At 58.8% G+C, this 15,818-nt stretch carries 18 protein-coding genes; 6 read left to right on the top strand and 12 right to left on the bottom strand.

What is annotated here, in order from left to right; all coding sequences use genetic code 11:
* Positions 1–6: 6 nt before the first annotated feature.
* From msuE to ACQZ40_RS23050, 7 genes are all read right to left on the bottom strand, one after another.
* On the bottom strand, positions 7–597 hold the full coding sequence (gene msuE, locus ACQZ40_RS23080; RefSeq protein ID WP_174040144.1) for an FMN reductase: 591 nt from the start codon (positions 595–597) through the stop codon (positions 7–9).
* A gap of 294 nt (positions 598–891) precedes the next feature.
* On the bottom strand, positions 892–2,835 hold the full coding sequence (locus ACQZ40_RS23075) for a methyl-accepting chemotaxis protein (RefSeq protein ID WP_174040143.1): 1,944 nt from the start codon (positions 2,833–2,835) through the stop codon (positions 892–894).
* A 90-nt stretch (positions 2,836–2,925) separates the two neighbouring features.
* The gene (locus ACQZ40_RS23070) at positions 2,926–3,360 is read right to left on the bottom strand and encodes a hypothetical protein (protein WP_236781202.1); all 435 of its coding nucleotides are present in this window, start codon (positions 3,358–3,360) and stop codon (positions 2,926–2,928) included.
* Positions 3,361–3,561: 201 nt separating this feature from the next.
* The gene (locus ACQZ40_RS23065) at positions 3,562–4,338 is read right to left on the bottom strand and encodes an ABC transporter permease (protein WP_003523941.1); all 777 of its coding nucleotides are present in this window, start codon (positions 4,336–4,338) and stop codon (positions 3,562–3,564) included.
* Positions 4,325–5,092, bottom strand: coding sequence for an ABC transporter ATP-binding protein (locus ACQZ40_RS23060; protein ID WP_003510194.1), 768 nt, complete (start codon positions 5,090–5,092; stop codon positions 4,325–4,327). The genes ACQZ40_RS23065 and ACQZ40_RS23060 overlap by 14 nt, the downstream gene beginning before the upstream one ends.
* Before the next feature lie 63 nt (positions 5,093–5,155).
* On the bottom strand, positions 5,156–6,157 hold the full coding sequence (locus ACQZ40_RS23055) for an ABC transporter substrate-binding protein (protein WP_003523942.1): 1,002 nt from the start codon (positions 6,155–6,157) through the stop codon (positions 5,156–5,158).
* A 48-nt stretch (positions 6,158–6,205) separates the two neighbouring features.
* Positions 6,206–7,288 carry a 4-oxalomesaconate tautomerase gene (locus ACQZ40_RS23050; RefSeq protein ID WP_448748739.1) on the bottom strand — a complete coding sequence of 361 codons (1,083 nt, stop codon included), beginning with the start codon at positions 7,286–7,288 and terminating at the stop codon, positions 6,206–6,208.
* 105 nt (positions 7,289–7,393) lie between these two features.
* On the opposite strand from ACQZ40_RS23050, the gene ACQZ40_RS23045 reads away from it, so the two are divergent.
* Entirely contained in the window at positions 7,394–8,290 is an 897-nt protein-coding gene (locus tag ACQZ40_RS23045) for a LysR family transcriptional regulator (RefSeq protein ID WP_174037182.1), read from the top strand.
* A gap of 115 nt (positions 8,291–8,405) precedes the next feature.
* On the opposite strand, the gene ACQZ40_RS23040 is transcribed toward ACQZ40_RS23045, so the two are convergent.
* Positions 8,406–8,951, bottom strand: a complete 546-nt coding sequence (locus tag ACQZ40_RS23040; RefSeq protein ID WP_448748726.1) for a MarR family winged helix-turn-helix transcriptional regulator — start codon at positions 8,949–8,951, stop codon at positions 8,406–8,408.
* Positions 8,952–9,099: 148 nt separating this feature from the next.
* On the opposite strand from ACQZ40_RS23040, the gene ACQZ40_RS23035 reads away from it, so the two are divergent.
* The 3 genes from ACQZ40_RS23035 to ACQZ40_RS23025 are packed head-to-tail and all read left to right on the top strand — an operon-like array spanning position 9,100 to position 11,262.
* Complete coding sequence (locus ACQZ40_RS23035; RefSeq protein WP_003523945.1) at positions 9,100–9,435, top strand: cupin domain-containing protein; 336 nt, start codon at positions 9,100–9,102, stop codon at positions 9,433–9,435.
* 27 nt (positions 9,436–9,462) lie between these two features.
* On the top strand, positions 9,463–9,867 hold the full coding sequence (locus ACQZ40_RS23030) for a VOC family protein (RefSeq protein WP_174037179.1): 405 nt from the start codon (positions 9,463–9,465) through the stop codon (positions 9,865–9,867).
* Positions 9,868–9,903: 36 nt separating this feature from the next.
* A complete protein-coding gene (locus ACQZ40_RS23025) occupies positions 9,904–11,262 on the top strand; it encodes a peptidase S41 (protein WP_448748725.1) in 1,359 nt (452 codons plus the stop codon).
* Positions 11,263–11,329: 67 nt separating this feature from the next.
* Here ACQZ40_RS23025 and ACQZ40_RS23020 read toward each other — a convergent pair whose 3' ends face one another.
* Positions 11,330–12,172 carry a LysR family transcriptional regulator gene (locus ACQZ40_RS23020; RefSeq protein ID WP_448748724.1) on the bottom strand — a complete coding sequence of 281 codons (843 nt, stop codon included), beginning with the start codon at positions 12,170–12,172 and terminating at the stop codon, positions 11,330–11,332.
* A gap of 89 nt (positions 12,173–12,261) precedes the next feature.
* Between ACQZ40_RS23020 and ACQZ40_RS23015 the strand changes: the two genes are divergently transcribed.
* Complete coding sequence (locus tag ACQZ40_RS23015) at positions 12,262–12,663, top strand: tautomerase family protein (RefSeq protein WP_065657473.1); 402 nt, start codon at positions 12,262–12,264, stop codon at positions 12,661–12,663.
* A gap of 68 nt (positions 12,664–12,731) precedes the next feature.
* Here the strand turns inward: ACQZ40_RS23015 and ACQZ40_RS23010 are convergent, their stop codons facing one another.
* Complete coding sequence (locus tag ACQZ40_RS23010; protein ID WP_174037176.1) at positions 12,732–13,505, bottom strand: SDR family NAD(P)-dependent oxidoreductase; 774 nt, start codon at positions 13,503–13,505, stop codon at positions 12,732–12,734.
* Positions 13,506–13,592: 87 nt separating this feature from the next.
* Between ACQZ40_RS23010 and ACQZ40_RS23005 the strand changes: the two genes are divergently transcribed.
* A complete protein-coding gene (locus ACQZ40_RS23005; RefSeq protein WP_448748723.1) occupies positions 13,593–14,222 on the top strand; it encodes a TetR/AcrR family transcriptional regulator in 630 nt (209 codons plus the stop codon).
* Between the two features lie 139 nt (positions 14,223–14,361).
* On the opposite strand, the gene ACQZ40_RS23000 is transcribed toward ACQZ40_RS23005, so the two are convergent.
* Both ACQZ40_RS23000 and hpaI read right to left on the bottom strand, forming a co-directional pair.
* Complete coding sequence (locus tag ACQZ40_RS23000; protein ID WP_448748722.1) at positions 14,362–14,964, bottom strand: transporter substrate-binding domain-containing protein; 603 nt, start codon at positions 14,962–14,964, stop codon at positions 14,362–14,364.
* A gap of 75 nt (positions 14,965–15,039) precedes the next feature.
* Positions 15,040–15,810, bottom strand: coding sequence for a 4-hydroxy-2-oxoheptanedioate aldolase (hpaI, locus tag ACQZ40_RS22995; RefSeq protein WP_448748721.1), 771 nt, complete (start codon positions 15,808–15,810; stop codon positions 15,040–15,042).
* Positions 15,811–15,818: the final 8 nt, after the last annotated feature.

Raw genomic sequence — 15,818 nt, 5'->3', positions numbered from 1 at the left:
TCAATCTCAGTTGGCAGCCGCTTCGCGTGAAACGACGGAAAGGGTCGGATGGTGATCGCCGCCGCCAAGCGCTTTGGCGGGTAAAAGCTCGAACAGATCGGCGACGGCGCGCTCAATGCGCGCTTCGACAGCCGGGTTTGAAAGCGTGTATCCGGTAAAATCCGCCTCGATGGCATAAACCGTCGTCGGCACGGTGACAGCGCCGAAGAAGCCGAACAGCGGACGGAACTGGTGTTCCAGCATCAGGCCATGCAGCGGCGAGCCGCCGGTCGCGGCAAGGATCACGCGTCGACCCTGCAGGGCACGAAAATCGACGAGATCGAATAAATGCTTGAGCGCGCCCGTATAGGACGCGCGATAGACCGGCGAACCGACGACGAGCACATCGGCAGCCTCCACGGCATCAACAATCGCACGCCCGGCCTCGTCGAGCTCATCTGCGCGCAATGCCCGAAATAGAACCGGGGCGGCATCGGCAAGATCGATGAGGTCGGTTTCAACCTTCGCCGTCCGCCCGATCGCGGCAACAATTCGTTCAACGACGTGCGCCGTGCGGGACGGCCGCTTCACACTACCGGAAATGCCAAGGATCTTCATATCCGTTCGCCCTTCTTTTGTGTGTATTTTCTATGTTTTTAATAGGCTATCAAAGGCGCTCATTCCAAAAGCCGCATATTTTGAGAAATGCTTTCGCGTATTTGGGCCGAAGCACGACTGGTTCACACAGGGCAAGGCGGTCGCTGCAAGCGCCGGAGCGGAAAGCCGCTCATGCCCTCAACGGGCGGATATTGCCCAAAAGCAGGACACCGGGGATCTCCGATCCCCGGTGTCAATATCTAGGGCGATGCTTTCAGCGCCTCAACCGAGCGCGACGTAAAGGCAGGGCAAGGATCAAAACTCCTCCCAGTTGTCGGGGGCGGTATTCAACGCGGCATTGCCTGAAAACGCCGCCCTTATCCTGCCGCCAAGCGCACGCGCGGGAGAGGCTGCGGGCCTGTCGGCGACCGATGCCGTGCGCACGGGCGCGGAGGCCTCGCCATAACCGCCTTCGGACAGTTTGAACTGTGCGATCAGCCCGTTCAGCGAAGACGCCTCGCGTGCAAGCCCGTGGCTGGCGGCCGTGCTTTCCTCCACCATGGCGGCGTTCTTCTGGGTGTCCTGATCCATCTGGTTCACGGCCGTATTGATCTGCTGAAGGCCGGAGGATTGCTCCTGTGCTGATTCCGCGATGGCGGCAACGTGCCGGTTGATTTCCTGCACCTCCGTCACGATCAGTTCCAGCGCCTTGCCGGTTTCACCAACCAGCTGCACGCCCTGCTGAACCTGACCGTTGGAAGTCGTGATCAGGTTCTTGATCTCCTTGGCCGCACCGGCAGAGCGTTGCGCCAGTTCGCGAACTTCCTGCGCGACAACGGCAAAGCCCTTGCCCGCCTCACCCGCACGGGCAGCTTCCACGCCGGCATTCAGCGCCAGAAGGTTTGTCTGGAACGCGATCTCGTCGATCACGCCGATGATGTTGGAAATCTCATTGGCGGATGTCGCGATCTGCTCCATTGCAGCGACGGCCTGCTGCACCACCTCTCCGGATTTTTCAGCGCCGACTTTTGCACGGCCGACGAGGTGACCCGCTTCCTGCGCCCGTTTCGTGGCGTCCTTCACCGTCGTGGTGATCTCTTCCAACGCAGCCGCAGTCTCTTCAACGGCGGCAGCCTGCTGCTCCGTACGCCTCGCCAGATCGTCCGCCGCAGACCTTATCTCGTTGGCGCCGGCGTCGATGCCGCGCGCGTTCTGCGCCACCTGGCTCAAGGTCGACTGCAACTGTTCCGCAGCCCGGTTGAAATCGCCGCGGATTCCGTCAAGACCGGAGACGAACGGCTGACCGATCCGGTAAGTAACGTCGCCCTGGGCGATCTTCGAAAGGGCCGTAGCAAGATTGTCGACGGCAAACTGCACGTCGGCAGCTTCCCTGGCCTTCTGTTTCTCGCGCTCGATCCGGTCCTTTTCAGAATTCGACCGGTTGGCCTCCGTTTCATTCTCAAGCCGGAGGCGTTCGATTGCGCTTTCGCGAAACGCCTGAACCGCAGCGGCCATCTGGCCGACTTCATCCCTGCGATCCATTCCGGAAATTTCGCTTACCGTATCACCGGCCGCGAGCGATTCCATACGCGCGCGAAGCCGCGCAATCGGGGTGGTGATGCCCCGGGAGGAAATGAGCAGGCCAAGTGCGATAACGGCCAGCGAAACGAGCGCGAGCGTAATCAGGCCCGTCCAGATCGTCGTATTGGTGCTGGCTGTAAGGCGTTCTCTCCCCTCATTCATCACCTGGATGAGCTGCTCATTGCCGGCGCTGATCTTTGGCGAGACTTCGGCAATTTTCCGAAGCACGTTGAGCGCCATCTGCTGCGCTTCGGCGCGTTGCCCTGCCTGCATGAGGGCGATGACCTGATTGCCGGTCTCCTCGACTTCGACAACACCCTTGAGGATATCGCGGGCGGCATCCGTGCGCGCCGGCACCAGTTCCATGATCTTGTTCTGGCGTTCCTCGAGCTGCTTACGGTCGGCTCGGAAGGTTTTGACGGCAGCTTCGAAATCAGCGCTGGCCGGGTCGTTAAGGCTGGCGCGAAGCATCTGCATGCCAAGTGCATTGAGGTTCCCGCTGGTTCTGGCGTTCAGAACCGCAGCAAGGGCCTCATGGCCGATGAAATCGCTATAGACGCTGTCGGTGCCTTTATATTGCAGGCTGACGTAGCTTATTCCGGAAAGCGACATCAGGCTCATCAACGAGATGACAAAAACGACCTTCGTTTTTATCTTGGTATTGTTCAGGAAAGACATGAATGGCCTCAAGGCAAGCACTCCTCCAGCCGCCCTCTCAGGAGGCCGGGGAATATATAATGAAACATCGCGGGTAGCTGTTGCCCCTCCTCATAGGGCGACAAGCGGATGCCTTTTTCGAGCCGCCGCCGGGCGGGTCGTCATGGGTCCGCTTGTTCTACCGGCTCCGCCGATGAAACCTTGGAACCTGCGTATTTTAGATTTCACAAAATCACTAAATGAAGTGTTACCCGGGATAGGCAAGTGCTGACAATTCGCCACGCCGCAGACCGGTTCGAGCTCGTCGGCAAGGGCGGGAACCTTGTCGGCCTCAAACAATATTCCATCCGAAACCGGTGGGGGCGGTACTGCCGCATAGGCTCGCAAGATCATCAGCCCGTAAAAGACCCATGACAGCGCCGGCAAGGCAAGAAGCACCAGCAACACAAGCAAAAGAGGCGACAGGATATCCACGCCGCCTTCCATCGACGCCTGCCCGCCGGGCCTTGTCGAACAGGGCTGGAAGCGAACGGTGCGCATCGACATCGATGGAGCCGGCGAATTCCAGGCAGCCCGGGTCCGAGGGTATGACGGTGGTGTCGAAATCAGCGTAGTAGATGTCCAGCATGTGCAATTTGTCCAGCGGATGGAAGTATTTGGACGTCCCCATTTCGCTTGCAAGGCTCAGCTATTTAAAAAGGGGCGATCACGGACCGCCCCAACGGAAATGATCTTATTTCAGTCCGCTTATGCGGGACGCTCCTCGCCTGCATTGGGTCGCCAGGTAATCAACCTCTTCTCCGCAAAATCCAGAATGAGGTCAATAACAAGAACGAACACCGCCAGAATGATGATGCCTGCGAAGACGCCGACCGCATCGAAGTTGCCTTCCGAGCGGGCGATCAGGTAGCCGAGACCGGCGGAAGCTCCCAGATATTCACCGATGATTGCGCCGACCACTGCAAATCCGACGGAGGTGCGCAGCGACGATAGAATCCAGCTCGCCGCCGCCGGGAAATAGACGTGACGCAGCAGATCCGAACGCTTGGCGCCCAGAATGCGGGTATTGGAAAGCACGACCGGGTTCACTTCGCGCACGCCCTGCATGGCGTTGAAGAAGGTGACGAAGAAGACGAGCGTAACCGCAAGCGCAACCTTGGACCACAGGCCAAGACCGAGCCAGAGCACGAAGATCGGAGCCAGAACGACACGCGGAATGGCGTTCACGGCCTTGATGAACGGATCGAGCACCCGCGCGACGAAGGGGCTGAGGCCCAGCCAGACGCCGGCGCCGACACCGAGACCTGTACCGATGAGATAGCCCAGCACGGTTTCGCTCAGCGTGATGCCGACATGTTTGTAAAAACCGGCATCGGCAACCCAGTCAATCACCTGTTTGACGATGTCATAGGGTGCCGGAAAGAAGAAGCGGTCGATGGCGCCCGAGGTCACACCGAGCTGCCACCCGCCCAAAAGCACGACCAGAAGAGCGATCTGGATGATACGAACATTAACGGCTTGCATAGCTTTTCTCCACTTCGCCACGCAGGGACGCCCATATATCGCGATAGAGCGTCATGAATTTTGGATCGAGTTTGATTTCCGCGACGTTGCGGGGCCGCTCGAGATCGACAGGGAAGCTCTCGATGACGCGGCTCTTCGGGCCGGCAGCGAGAACGACAACCCGGTCTCCGAGCGCAATCGCTTCTTCCAGATCATGGGTGATCATGACCACCGCACGGCGGTCCTCCTGCCACAGGCGCAGTAACTCGTTCTGCATGAGGTGGCGGGTGTGGATATCCAATGCGGAGAAGGGTTCATCCATCAGGATGACCTTCGGCTCGGTGATGAGCGCCTGCGCCATCTGCACGCGTTTGCGCTGTCCGCCGGAGAGCTGGTGCGGAAAGCGGTCTCCGAAGCCCTTGAGGCCGACCTTTTCAAGCCAGGCCTGGACCTTGGCGCGCCGCTCATTTTCGGGAACGCCCCGGAACATCAACCCAAGCTCGACATTCTGAAACGCGGTCTTCCAGGGAAGAAGCGCGTCCTGCTGGAACAGATATCCGATGTTGTTCTGTACACCCTTAACGAGCGAACCGTCGATGGAAACCTTGCCCTGCGCTGGCTTCAACAGGCCTGCGATGGCGTTGAGAATGGTGGACTTTCCGCATCCCGTCGGCCCAACGATGGAGAGAAACTCGCCATCGCCGACCTTGAGATTGACGTTTTGAACCGCAACAAACGAACCGAACGCCATGGTCACGTCGTCGATTGCCACCATCGGCTGGGGTTCGAGTTGCGTCACGGGTTCTAGCTTTCTGGCTGGCAAAGACATGGCGGCCTCTCAGTTTGCGGCCTTCGAGGCCGCAGCCTCGACGAACTTGTTGGTGTAGGTGGTGTTGAGATCGATCGTCGCCTTGGCGACCGCATCATTGAAGCTTTTCAGAACGGCCAGCGGTGTTTCGAGATCCGCAGGCTCAAACTTGCCATCTTCGGAGAAGATCGCCTTGGCCGCTTCAACGGCCTTGATGTAGGTCTGCTTGTCGCCGGACACGAAATCATCGGGCAGCTTTGCGACGATTTCCTCCGCAGAATGCTGCTTCATCCAGTGCAGCGCCCGAACCGTCGCATTGGTGACCTTCTGGATCACTTCCGGATTGGCGTTGATATAGTCCTGCGTGGCGTAAAGGACCGAGGTGGGATAGATGCCACCATAGACATCCCTTGCGCCCTGATCGCTACGGGCATCGATGAGGATCTTGCCCAGCCCGCGCTCCACGACGATGGTTGCGGCAGGGTCGTAATTGACGAGCAGATCGATCTTGCCCTGCTGCAGGGCTGCAACGGCCGCAGCGCCCGAACCGACCCCGATGATGGAGATGTCGTTGTCGCTGAGATTATGCTGCTTCATGTAATAGCGAATGAAGAAGTCCGAAGAGGAGCCGGGCGACGTGATGCCGACCTTCTTGCCCTTGATCGTCTCGGGCTTGGCCGGATCGAAATCCGTGTCGTTCTTGCCGGCGAGAACCAAGCCCGAGTTGCGGGCAAGCTGCACAAAGCCTACCACGTGCTTGTTCTGCGACTGCATCTGGATCGTATGATCGTAGAAGCCCACGGCAACGTCCGTGGAACCCGCGACAAGCGCCTGCAGAACCTTCGATCCGCCCTGGGCAAAGTTCTCGGTCGTTACATCAAGGCCCTCCTCCTTGTAGAAACCAAGGCTCGCCGCCACGGGGAAAGGCAGGTTGTTGAGGTTGTACGAGCCAACGCTCATCCTGACGGATTCGGCATTGGCAGATGCCGCCAGCGCACAGAGCGCCGCGGTTGCAAGCAGATATTTACGCATAAGGGTCTCCTCCCGGTTTGACGATATTTTGCGCCACTATGGCCGCGTCTAGGCTGCGTCTTCAATCGCAGCGGTTGGTTTGGCGAAGGCAAAGCCTTCAAAAAGCCTGCGCGCCGTTCTTACGAGTCCGGCCGTTATTGCACCGTTTCGCATCTCCAGCTGCACGTCGAGGCGGCCGTCGGGATGTTCGATGCGGATCTGGATCGGCACCGAAAGGCCTCCGGCCGCATCATAAGCGATGGAGCCTTTGGTGACAGCCGCGGTTGCGATGCCAACGGCACCGGTCGTCGCCAATGCAGGATGACACTCGTTGGGCATGAAATACCGTACCGAAAGAGTGCCGCCTCTGCGGGCAGGTGCAATGAGCACCGGTTTCGGAATGACCATGTCTTTCACATCACCCATTCCCATCAACTTTCCGGCCTCGATGCGGATGCGGGTCATCCGTGCGATGAGATCCTTGTTAGCGCTCAGGGTTTGCGGATCCTCGTACCCCGTCACGCCGAGATCGGCTGCGCGGATGAGAACCATCGGAATGGCGCAGTCTATGGCAGTCACGTTGACGCCATCGATCAGATCGACCGGCTTTCCGGTCGGCAGAAGCTTGCCGGTTTTCGCACCGGCCGCGTCCATGAATGTCAATGCGATGGGCGCCGCCAGACCCGGAACTCCGTCGATCGAGGCGTCGCCGAGATAAATAACCTCGCGGCCGCGTGTCGGAACCTTCGCCTCGATCAGCTTGCCGGTATTCACGTTATGGATTCGCACAAGAGTATCCCTGCCCTGCGCTTCGACAAGCCCCGCTTCGATGGCAAAGGGCCCGACGGCGGCCAGCATGTTTCCGCAGTTTGGCGAATAGTCGACATACTGCCTGTCGGTCCGAACCTGCGCAAACAGATAGTCGATGTCAGCGCCCCTGACCGTGGAAGGGCCGATAATCGCAACTTTGGACGTGACCGGATTGCCCCCGCCAATGCCGTCGATCTGCAACGGATGGCCAGATCCCATGATGGAAAGAAGGGCCGCGTCCCGGTCTGCCCGATCACGGGGAAGATCGGATGCGAGAAAGAACGGTCCACGCGACGTTCCACCGCGCATCAGCACACAGGGTATCTTCAGCAGATCGTTCATGGGTTGCCTCAATATTGCATTTGGCGGATCAATGCGCCGTGTTGTTGCAATATGAGCAAAAGAGTCTAATCTGTTAAATGCAATGTTTTGGAGATTTATTGCGTTATGAGCATCAATTGTGAAATTCTGGATTTGCGGGCGTTTCAAGCGGTGGTTGAACTGGCCAGTTTCCACAGGGCCGCCGAGGCGCTGCATATCTCGCAACCGGCGCTTACCCGCCGTATCCAGAAGCTGGAGCAGGCCATCGGCGCGCCACTTCTGGAAAGAACGACGCGCCACGTTGCCCCCACCGCCATGGGACAGGAAGTCATGCCGCTCGTTCGGCGCATGCTCGAGGAGTTTGACGGATCGCTTTTTGCCATGAAGGACGGCGCGCAACGGCGCGGGCTTATCACCATGGCCTGCGTTCCCACCGCCGCCTTTTACTTTCTTCCCACCGTCATCAAGACCTTCAGCCAGCAGTATCCCCATATAAGGCTACGGATCAGGGATCTGACAGCCAATGAGGGTCTGCAGGCGGTCGCCAGAGGCGAGGTGGAATTCGGCATCAACCTGATGGGCAATTCCGATCCCGAGCTTTCATTCGAGCCGCTCATCGATGACCCCTTCGTGCTGGCGATGAGGAAAGACCACCCTCTGGCAGCCTTCGAGACAATCGAGTGGAACCAGCTGGAGGCCTATCCGCTGGTCGTCGTGGACCGTTCGAGCGGCAACAGGACGCTTCTCGACAGCGCGCTTGCGCGACACAATCTAAAATTGAACTGGTTTTATGAGGTGACGCACCTCAACACGTCGCTCGGTCTCGTCGAAGCCGGACTTGGCATTTCTGTCCTGCCACGGCTGGCAACGCCGCAGGACGATCACCCATTCCTTATCACCCGGCCAATCGTCAACCCCGTGGTCTCCCGTACGATAGGCATCGTGCAAAGGCGAAGCAGCGCTCTTTCCCCAGCCGCCGAAAAATTTGTGAGGATGCTGCTCGAGACCTGGAAAACACAGTGATCGCTTGAGAAAGATGCTTCTAGGGCATGGTTCGGCCAGTGGTGGCGCGAACCGCTGGTGCCGGCAAACAGCCTTTGATTTGCAGATCGCTCGAATAAAAGAACTGCGTCAGAAGCTAAAGACGGGCCTCGATATCCAGCACCAGCTTTTTCAGCAGCGCCGCGAGGTTGTCGCGCTCGTCCGGAGTGAGCCCTTGCAGGAAACTCAGTTCGCTTTTCATGTCCTTACGAAACGCCTTTTCCGCCAGCTCTATGCCCGCCGGCATGAGGCAGACAACGACACTGCGCCCATCGAGCTTCGATTTTCTGCGCTCGATAAGCCCGGCCTTTTCCAGTCGATCAAGCCGGTGCGTCAGGCCGCCCGAGGACAGCATCAGCGTCGTATACATTTCCGTCGGCGTCAGCTGGTAGGGCGGTCCTGACCGGCGCAATGTTGCGATGACATCGAACTCGCCGCGGTCGAGACCGAAACCGGCAAATGTCTCCCCGATTGATGGCGCCAGAAGGTTGCTGAGCCGCTTGGCGCGCCCGAAGATGGCCATCGGTTCCGTGTCGATATCAGGCAGTTCCCGCGCCCACTGGCCACGGAGACGGTCGACATGATCTTCCCTGTCAGCTTCCATCGTCCGATCCATCGTTGTCTCCGGCATCGCCTGCTTCATCTCATCACCCCATCGCCACGTCGAAAACCATATACGGCTTTGCCTGCTTCGTGAATATATCTTTGCGAGAAGACAGATATCTTGACAGGAAGATAAATTGCACATATATCTTCTCGCGAAGATAGTTTTGTCTCAGGGAGGAGACCAGATGTTTTCCATACGCCGTCATCAGGAACCGAACCCCGGCCAGAGCCGGACGGTGCGTTATGAAGGATGCGAATACGGAAGCGCCGTATCCATCTTTCTCGTCAATGCCGATCCGGGTCGCGGCCCTGATCTGCATGTTCATCCCTATGCCGAAACCTGGGTGGTGCGCAAAGGCGAGGCCGAGTTCACAATCGGCGATCAGCGGGCGCGCGGCTCGTCGGGAGACATCGTCGTTGGGCCTGCAAATATCCCCCATCGCTTCGAAAATATCGGCACTGACCGGCTGGAGATCATCTGCATCCATCCGAGCGAGACCTTTCAGCAGACTTTTCTGTAACCCCGTTCCAACATGAGGAGAAAGACAATGGCCAAAATGATTTTCCTGAACCTGCCGGTGAAAGACCTGACCGTTTCGACCGCCTTCTATGAGGCAATCGGCTGCGTGAAGAACGAAGAGTTTTCCAACGAAGACGCAAGCTCGATGGTGTGGTCGGAGACCATCACCTTCCAGCTTCTGCGGCACGATTATTACAAGACCTTCACCGCCAAACCGCTCGCCGATGCCCATACAACAAGCGGCATGCTGATCGCTCTTTCGCGCGACAGCCGCGAAGAGGTCGACGCCATGGTTGACGCCGCGGCAAAAGCGGGCGGGCAAGCGGATGTCCGCGAACCCCAGGATCTGGGTTTCATGTATCTCCGCACCTTCGCCGATCCCGATGGCCACGAATTTGAACCCGCTTACATGGATTTAAGCAATGCGGGCTGACGTCATCATTCACGCACGTGGCGAGGGGTTGTTCCCATGAGAACGGCCTCCCGTCACAAGCTTGTCCTTGGCTTTCTCGCGATCCTGCCGCTTACGGGATATGCAAACGAGAATTCACTGACGGCCCGGCAGATGCGGGAGGATCTGTCGGCGCTTAAACAGCGATGGGCGCCTCTCGATAAAAGCTTTAGCCCGGATCAACGGCAGGCATTCGAGCGCCATGTCAGCTCTATCGAAAGTGAAGTTGATCGCTTGAGCCCGGAAGCTTTCGCGATGGAGATCATGCGATCTGTTGCGATTGCCCGGAACGGCCATACGAACGCCAATATCGGCGCTTTTCTGGGCGGCGACCTGCCCATTCGCCTGTGGTGGTTTGCCGAAGGCCTCTATGTCGTAAAGGCCCATCCGGACTATGCGCATCTGCTCGGTGCGCGCATAGAAAAGATCGGCTCACTCACGACAGCGGAGGCGGAAAACCAGCTCAAGCCCTATCTTGCGGGCACAGATCAGAGAATCCACTTTCTCAGTCCCGGTTATCTGGTGACGCCGAGGGTGCTGCGGCATATAGGCGCCATTGACGACACCGCGAAAACACCGCTGACGCTGAATCTGGGCTCCGGAACGCTGGAGACGGTGGATTTGCCTGTTGTAGCGAAAGACCCGGGCGATGAGCGCAGCGCCGGGCTAAACAGAGGCTATGCGGTTCTCATCCCGGATGCGGAAGGGACCGCACGGCGCTGGCCGCATGTGCTCGATCAACTAAAAGAAAGGCCTCGCTTATACAGCAAACGAAGCGATGTAACCGCGTCTTTTCTCGATGACGGAAAAACCACGCTCTACATTCGAAACGATACGGCGCGAAGTGTCGACGATAAGCCGCTCGTCGAAAAATTCGGCGGCATCATTCACAAAGACATCCTGCCTTTCCAGCCGAGGCACATCGTTGTCGATCTCCGTTTCAACAACGGCGGCGATTTCTTCAACAGCATTCTCTTTGCACAGGCACTGCCACGACTTCTCCCTGATAAAGGGCGGATTTCTGTCCTTGTGGGACGCGCGACGTTCTCCGCAGGCATCGTCACCGCAGCCTTGATAAAGGGAAGCGGAGGCGAGCGGGTATCTCTTATCGGCGAAAAAATGGGGGATGGCGGCAGGTTCTGGGCGGAAGGCGATAAAATAACGCTGCCAAACTCAGGGATAAGCGTCCGATATAGCTCCGAATTCGAAGACTACGAGCAAGGCTGCAGCGATGTCCGAACCTGCTACTGGGCGACCGTCGCATTTGGGCCCCGCAATATCTCCCTTTCACCCGACATCTCTGTTGATCTCAGCTTCGACGATTATATGCGCGGTCGGGATCCGGTGCTGGAAAAGGCATTGGAGCCATCGCGATAGGTAGCCGGCGAACTTAATGACGGGCTGGAGCGGAAATACCTAAAAGCGGCGGGAACCGCTCCTCAACCTAGTCGCCGGTGCCCGATACCGCTGCGGCCAGGGCTCTGATCGCCGATGCATGTGCGGGCGTTCTTGCGCGGGAAAGAAGAACGATATCGGAAGGCGGCAACGAAGGCAGCCCAAGTTCCAAACCCCTGTCGGGCAGGCCACGGGCGCTAATATCGCCCATCGGCGCGACACCCGCACCTGCAAGAATTCCTTCATGGAGTACCGAACAGCTTCCAGCGGTGAAAGCATCGCGCCACTCGACGCTGGCTCTTCTAAGCTCCGACACCGCAATTTCCCGCACACCGCACCCAGGCCCCAGCGACACCAGCGGAATGGCGCCCTTGGAGCGTGGCCGCCAGCCCGGGGCGGCCCGCCATCCCAGCCTGTCGGTACGCAGGATTTCGCCGTCTGAGCCACCGCCGTTACGCCGGATAATGGCCGCGTCAGCCTGTCCGGACGCGAAACTTTCCTTCACGTGAAGGGAAAAGCCAATATTCACGTCAATCACCGCATTGGCGGGGAGTGCCGCCCGCATCGCGCGTATGGCCGCCGAAAGGCGGCCCCCGATCGCGTGGTCACTGGCGGCCAGGCTAAAGTGCAGCGGCGATTCATGACCGAAGGTCAGTGCTTCCTCGTGTTTGGCGAGCAGCTCGCGAGCCTTCGGCAGGAACACCTGGCCATCCTCCGTGAGCCGCAGATGCCGCGGCGAACGATCGATCAGCCGCCGGCCGACACGCTGCTCCAGCATCTTCAATTTTTGGCTGACGACCGGTTGCACGGTTCCTGCCGCCTCCGCCGCCTTTGTCAGGCTGCCGAGCTCTACGGAGAAAATGAACAGGCGAACGCTTTCGAGATCAATCATATAAAATCGCTATGTATGGAATATCCAACACCATATTCTCATTATGAAGAAATTTGCGCAAGGTGTCTCGGCAACAAGGAGACAAGACCATGCCCATGATCAAAGCGCGCTACACCAAACCCCGGAACGGACGCGACCCAAAGCTGGAAGTCGCGGCTCTTCTTTCTCGCCTCACGGCGGAAATCCTGCACAAGGACCCGGCTGTCACCGCGGTTCTCGTCGAGAGCGCCGATCCCGATGACTGGATCATCGCCGGATCGAGCGTCGCCGACCAGAAGGTCGGAAGCTTCTATGTCGAGGTTTCGATTACGGAACACACCAACATAAAGGACGAGACGACCGAATGGGTCCGGCGGGTCTATAGCGAGATGAACGCCCTGCTGGGCCCCGTGCACGAGGCGAGTTATGTGCTGGTTCACGCCGTCGATGGCGATGCCTATGGTTATGGCGGGCAAACCCAGAATCTGCGGTGGGCAGGCAAGCGCGGCTAGTATCTATCGGCAGGCGTCAGGCGAAACCGCCCGACGCCGCTCGCCCAGGGATATTTGCTATGCCTGGATCAAATCCGCGCACCGCCTGTCGCATCAATCATCTGTCCAGTCGTCCAGCGGGCATCGTTCGACGCAAGGAATGTGATGACGTCCGCAATATCGTCGGCGCGTCCGACACGTGAGAAGACAGAGAGGGCTTCAGCACCGGCACGGGCCTCCGGCGCTGCCAGCCATTCGGCGTTCATGTCGGTTTCAGTGACACCCGGCAGCACCGAATTGACCGTAATTCCGCGTCGGCCGAATTCTGGGGCGAGCGCCAGCGTCAATGTCTCAAGCGCACCCTTGGACGCCGCATAGGCGGGGTGCGTCGGCGCCGCGATGCGCGTGAAACCGGTCGAGACATTGATGATGCGGCCATTGTCGCGGAGATGATCGGCAACGGCTTGAATGAGAAAGAATGGCGCCTTGAAGTTGATCGTCATCAACGCGTCGAACGCGGCTTCCGTTGTTTCTTTCAACGATGTCGCCGGGGCAATGCCCGCATTATTGACGAGAATATCAAGCGATGGCGAGCCGGTGAAAGCGACCGCGGCTTCCCTGAACTGCTCCCACAAGCTGTCCGTCGCCGCTTTCCCGGCCCGCAGATCGGCATTGAGAGCGACCGCCTTCGAACCGAGAGCCTCGATCTCGCGGATCGTTGCCTGCGCCGCATCGGGGTTCGCACCATAATGGACGCCGATAAGACCGGCGCCCTCTTTCGCAAACGCCAGGGCCACCGCACGGCCGATACCGCGGGAACTGCCTGTTATGAGGGCGACTTTGTTCGATAGTTTCTGAGACATGGATCACTCCGTTGCGATTTAACTAGCGATCGTTATAATAAAATCCGACCATGATCTGTCAATATTTTTATAGTGATCGATACAAAAATGTCTGAAACGACGCGAAAACAACGCGGTAGACCGCGCCTGCTTGATCGGAATGCCGGGCTCGATGTCGCAGCCCGGCTGTTCTGGGAACACGGCTATGAGGGAACCTCGATAGCGGACCTCACCCAGGCGATGGGCATCACCCCGCCGTCCCTCTACGCGACCTTCGGTTCAAAGGAAGAATTATTCCGGCTGGCGCTCGATCATAGCATTGCACAGCAAAGCGAACGCCGCGCCGAGGTGCTGCAGGCGCAAATACCCGCCTACGAGGCGCTCGCCTCTTACCTTTACGATATTGCTGAAGGACATACCCAGCCCGACAAACCGCGCGGATGCATCGTGTCCACCGCCGTTCTCCAGCATTCGGAAGCAAACGCCTCCGTCGCCCGCACAACGGCAGGACTGCGCGAGGCGGCAATACAGATTCTCAAGACGCGGTTCGACCGCGCCGTCAGCGAGGGCGAACTACCCACGCAAACCGACACGGATACGCTCGCCCGCTTTTACGGCGCCATCATTCAGGGCATGTCTGCGCAGGCTTGCGACGGCGCATGTACGGCCAGGTTAAAGGCTTTGGTCGACGTCGCGCTGGCAGCCTGGCCCGGAAAGCGTGGGGCCGCCGGCCCTTAAGGTTAAATCGGAATCTCTTGAACAGGGCCGTCCGAGGACCGCCTGCCCGGCAAGCTTCAAGGAACGAAGGGCCGGGCGCGTAAAACTCTTGACCTGAGCTGGCGACCGCCAACTGCCGTCACAATCTGTCTCATGGTGGTTATGGGACGAAAGAATTCTTGACGTACGTGCCCACAAAATCCGACACGAACGGCGCTGCTTTCGTCCCTTTCCGGATAGCAACAGTTTGCGGAATCTCAAGAAACGTGTCCTCTAATGTGCGCAATCGCTCACCTTGCGCTGCAGCGTCCTGGAGGAAATCTCTTAATCCCGCGGCCGCATCGCATCCTCCAGTCTTCAGCATTTCAATCGCAGCTGTTGGGCTTTCAGTATAAACGATTGCGGCATGCCTAAGCAGCCTTTCAAGCTGCTTGGTATACGCCGCCTCCCCTGCCGCCGAGATTCGGCAGCCGGGAACGTCGACTTCAGCGACCGAGTCAATATGAGAATCTCGTAGGACAAGATAGGTTGCGGCGACGAACGCGTACGGCGGCGAGAAATCAAAGCGGTCTGCGCGCGATGGATCAGCCGCAATGAATGCTATATCCCAGTCGTTCCGTTCGTATGCCGCCATGATCGCCGCGGCAGACGGGTACGCTTTGACCAAAAGCTGGCAGCCGATTTCGGCCGCCAACGATTTCGCAAGATCGACGCTTGGTCCTGTCAGTTCGCCGGTTCGCTCCGAAACGAACCAGAGCGGCATTTGCGATGTTCACAGCCGCGCGTATCGACCCCGTCGGCGCGATCTCACCGATATCGAAGGCGAGAGCGGGCATATTTACGTTGTCTCCACAAACCGGCCCGCGAGCTTCTCCGCACCGCGAGCAAGGAGGGCGACGTCGACCCCGACTGCGGTGAACAGCGTTCCCAACTTGATGCAGCGGGCTGCAAAGGTCTCATCAGGCGTGAGAATACCGGCCGGGACCCCGAGGCGCTTCAGCTTGGTGATCGTCGCTTCGATCGCAGCGACCACTTCCGGGTGACCGGGTTGGCCCGGGTACCCAAAGCTCGCCGCGAGATCGGCCGGGCCGATGAATACGCCATCGACGCCGTCAACCGAGGCTATGGCCTCGACATGCGCCAAGGCTTCCCGTGTTTCAACCTGCACAAGAACACACAGCTCCTGGACGGCATTCTGCGCGTAATTCTTGACCCGCCCAAAACGCGTTGCTCGCGTTAGAGCCGAGACGCCACGAATACCCGCAGGCGGATAGCGCGTGCTATCCACGGCGGCCCTAGCTTCCTCCGCGTTCTGAATATAAGGGATCAGGAGCGTCTGGACGCCGATATCGAGGAAGCGCTTGATCAGCACCGGATCGTTGACCGCGGGCCGCACCACCGGCGACACCTGATAGGGTGCCACCGCCTGCAACTGGGGAAGCACCGTCAGTACGTCGCTGGGGGAGTGCTCGGTATCGAAGAGGAGCCAGTCGAAGCCGGCCGGTGCGACGATCTCTGCCGCGTAGCTTCCTGGGAGCCCGCACCACAGTCCGATTTGACTTTTGCCTGCGCGCAGCTTCGCTTTAAACTGATTGACAGGAAGTTCCATTTTCAACC

This window comes from Agrobacterium sp. 16-172Ci (assembly GCF_053522725.1).
This window is presented reverse-complemented; position numbering and strand designations above follow the sequence as displayed.

Excerpts from the sequence above, each read along its gene's own strand:
- msuE (WP_174040144.1), bottom strand. The coding sequence starts at position 597 with ATGAAGATCCTTGGCATTTCCGGTAGTGTGAAGCGGCCGTCCCGCACG.
- ACQZ40_RS23075 (WP_174040143.1), bottom strand. The coding sequence starts at position 2,835 with ATGTCTTTCCTGAACAATACCAAGATAAAAACGAAGGTCGTTTTTGTC.
- ACQZ40_RS23070 (WP_236781202.1), bottom strand. The coding sequence starts at position 3,360 with ATGTCGATGCGCACCGTTCGCTTCCAGCCCTGTTCGACAAGGCCCGGC.
- ACQZ40_RS23065 (WP_003523941.1), bottom strand. The coding sequence starts at position 4,338 with ATGCAAGCCGTTAATGTTCGTATCATCCAGATCGCTCTTCTGGTCGTG.
- ACQZ40_RS23060 (WP_003510194.1), bottom strand. The coding sequence starts at position 5,092 with ATGGTGGCAATCGACGACGTGACCATGGCGTTCGGTTCGTTTGTTGCG.
- ACQZ40_RS23055 (WP_003523942.1), bottom strand. The coding sequence starts at position 6,157 with ATGCGTAAATATCTGCTTGCAACCGCGGCGCTCTGTGCGCTGGCGGCA.
- ACQZ40_RS23050 (WP_448748739.1), bottom strand. The coding sequence starts at position 7,288 with ATGAACGATCTGCTGAAGATACCCTGTGTGCTGATGCGCGGTGGAACG.
- ACQZ40_RS23045 (WP_174037182.1), top strand. The coding sequence starts at position 7,394 with ATGAGCATCAATTGTGAAATTCTGGATTTGCGGGCGTTTCAAGCGGTG.
- ACQZ40_RS23040 (WP_448748726.1), bottom strand. The coding sequence starts at position 8,951 with ATGAAGCAGGCGATGCCGGAGACAACGATGGATCGGACGATGGAAGCT.
- ACQZ40_RS23035 (WP_003523945.1), top strand. The coding sequence starts at position 9,100 with ATGTTTTCCATACGCCGTCATCAGGAACCGAACCCCGGCCAGAGCCGG.
- ACQZ40_RS23030 (WP_174037179.1), top strand. The coding sequence starts at position 9,463 with ATGGCCAAAATGATTTTCCTGAACCTGCCGGTGAAAGACCTGACCGTT.
- ACQZ40_RS23025 (WP_448748725.1), top strand. The coding sequence starts at position 9,904 with ATGAGAACGGCCTCCCGTCACAAGCTTGTCCTTGGCTTTCTCGCGATC.
- ACQZ40_RS23020 (WP_448748724.1), bottom strand. The coding sequence starts at position 12,172 with ATGATTGATCTCGAAAGCGTTCGCCTGTTCATTTTCTCCGTAGAGCTC.
- ACQZ40_RS23015 (WP_065657473.1), top strand. The coding sequence starts at position 12,262 with ATGCCCATGATCAAAGCGCGCTACACCAAACCCCGGAACGGACGCGAC.
- ACQZ40_RS23010 (WP_174037176.1), bottom strand. The coding sequence starts at position 13,505 with ATGTCTCAGAAACTATCGAACAAAGTCGCCCTCATAACAGGCAGTTCC.
- ACQZ40_RS23005 (WP_448748723.1), top strand. The coding sequence starts at position 13,593 with ATGTCTGAAACGACGCGAAAACAACGCGGTAGACCGCGCCTGCTTGAT.
- ACQZ40_RS23000 (WP_448748722.1), bottom strand. The coding sequence starts at position 14,964 with ATGCCGCTCTGGTTCGTTTCGGAGCGAACCGGCGAACTGACAGGACCA.
- hpaI (WP_448748721.1), bottom strand. The coding sequence starts at position 15,810 with ATGGAACTTCCTGTCAATCAGTTTAAAGCGAAGCTGCGCGCAGGCAAA.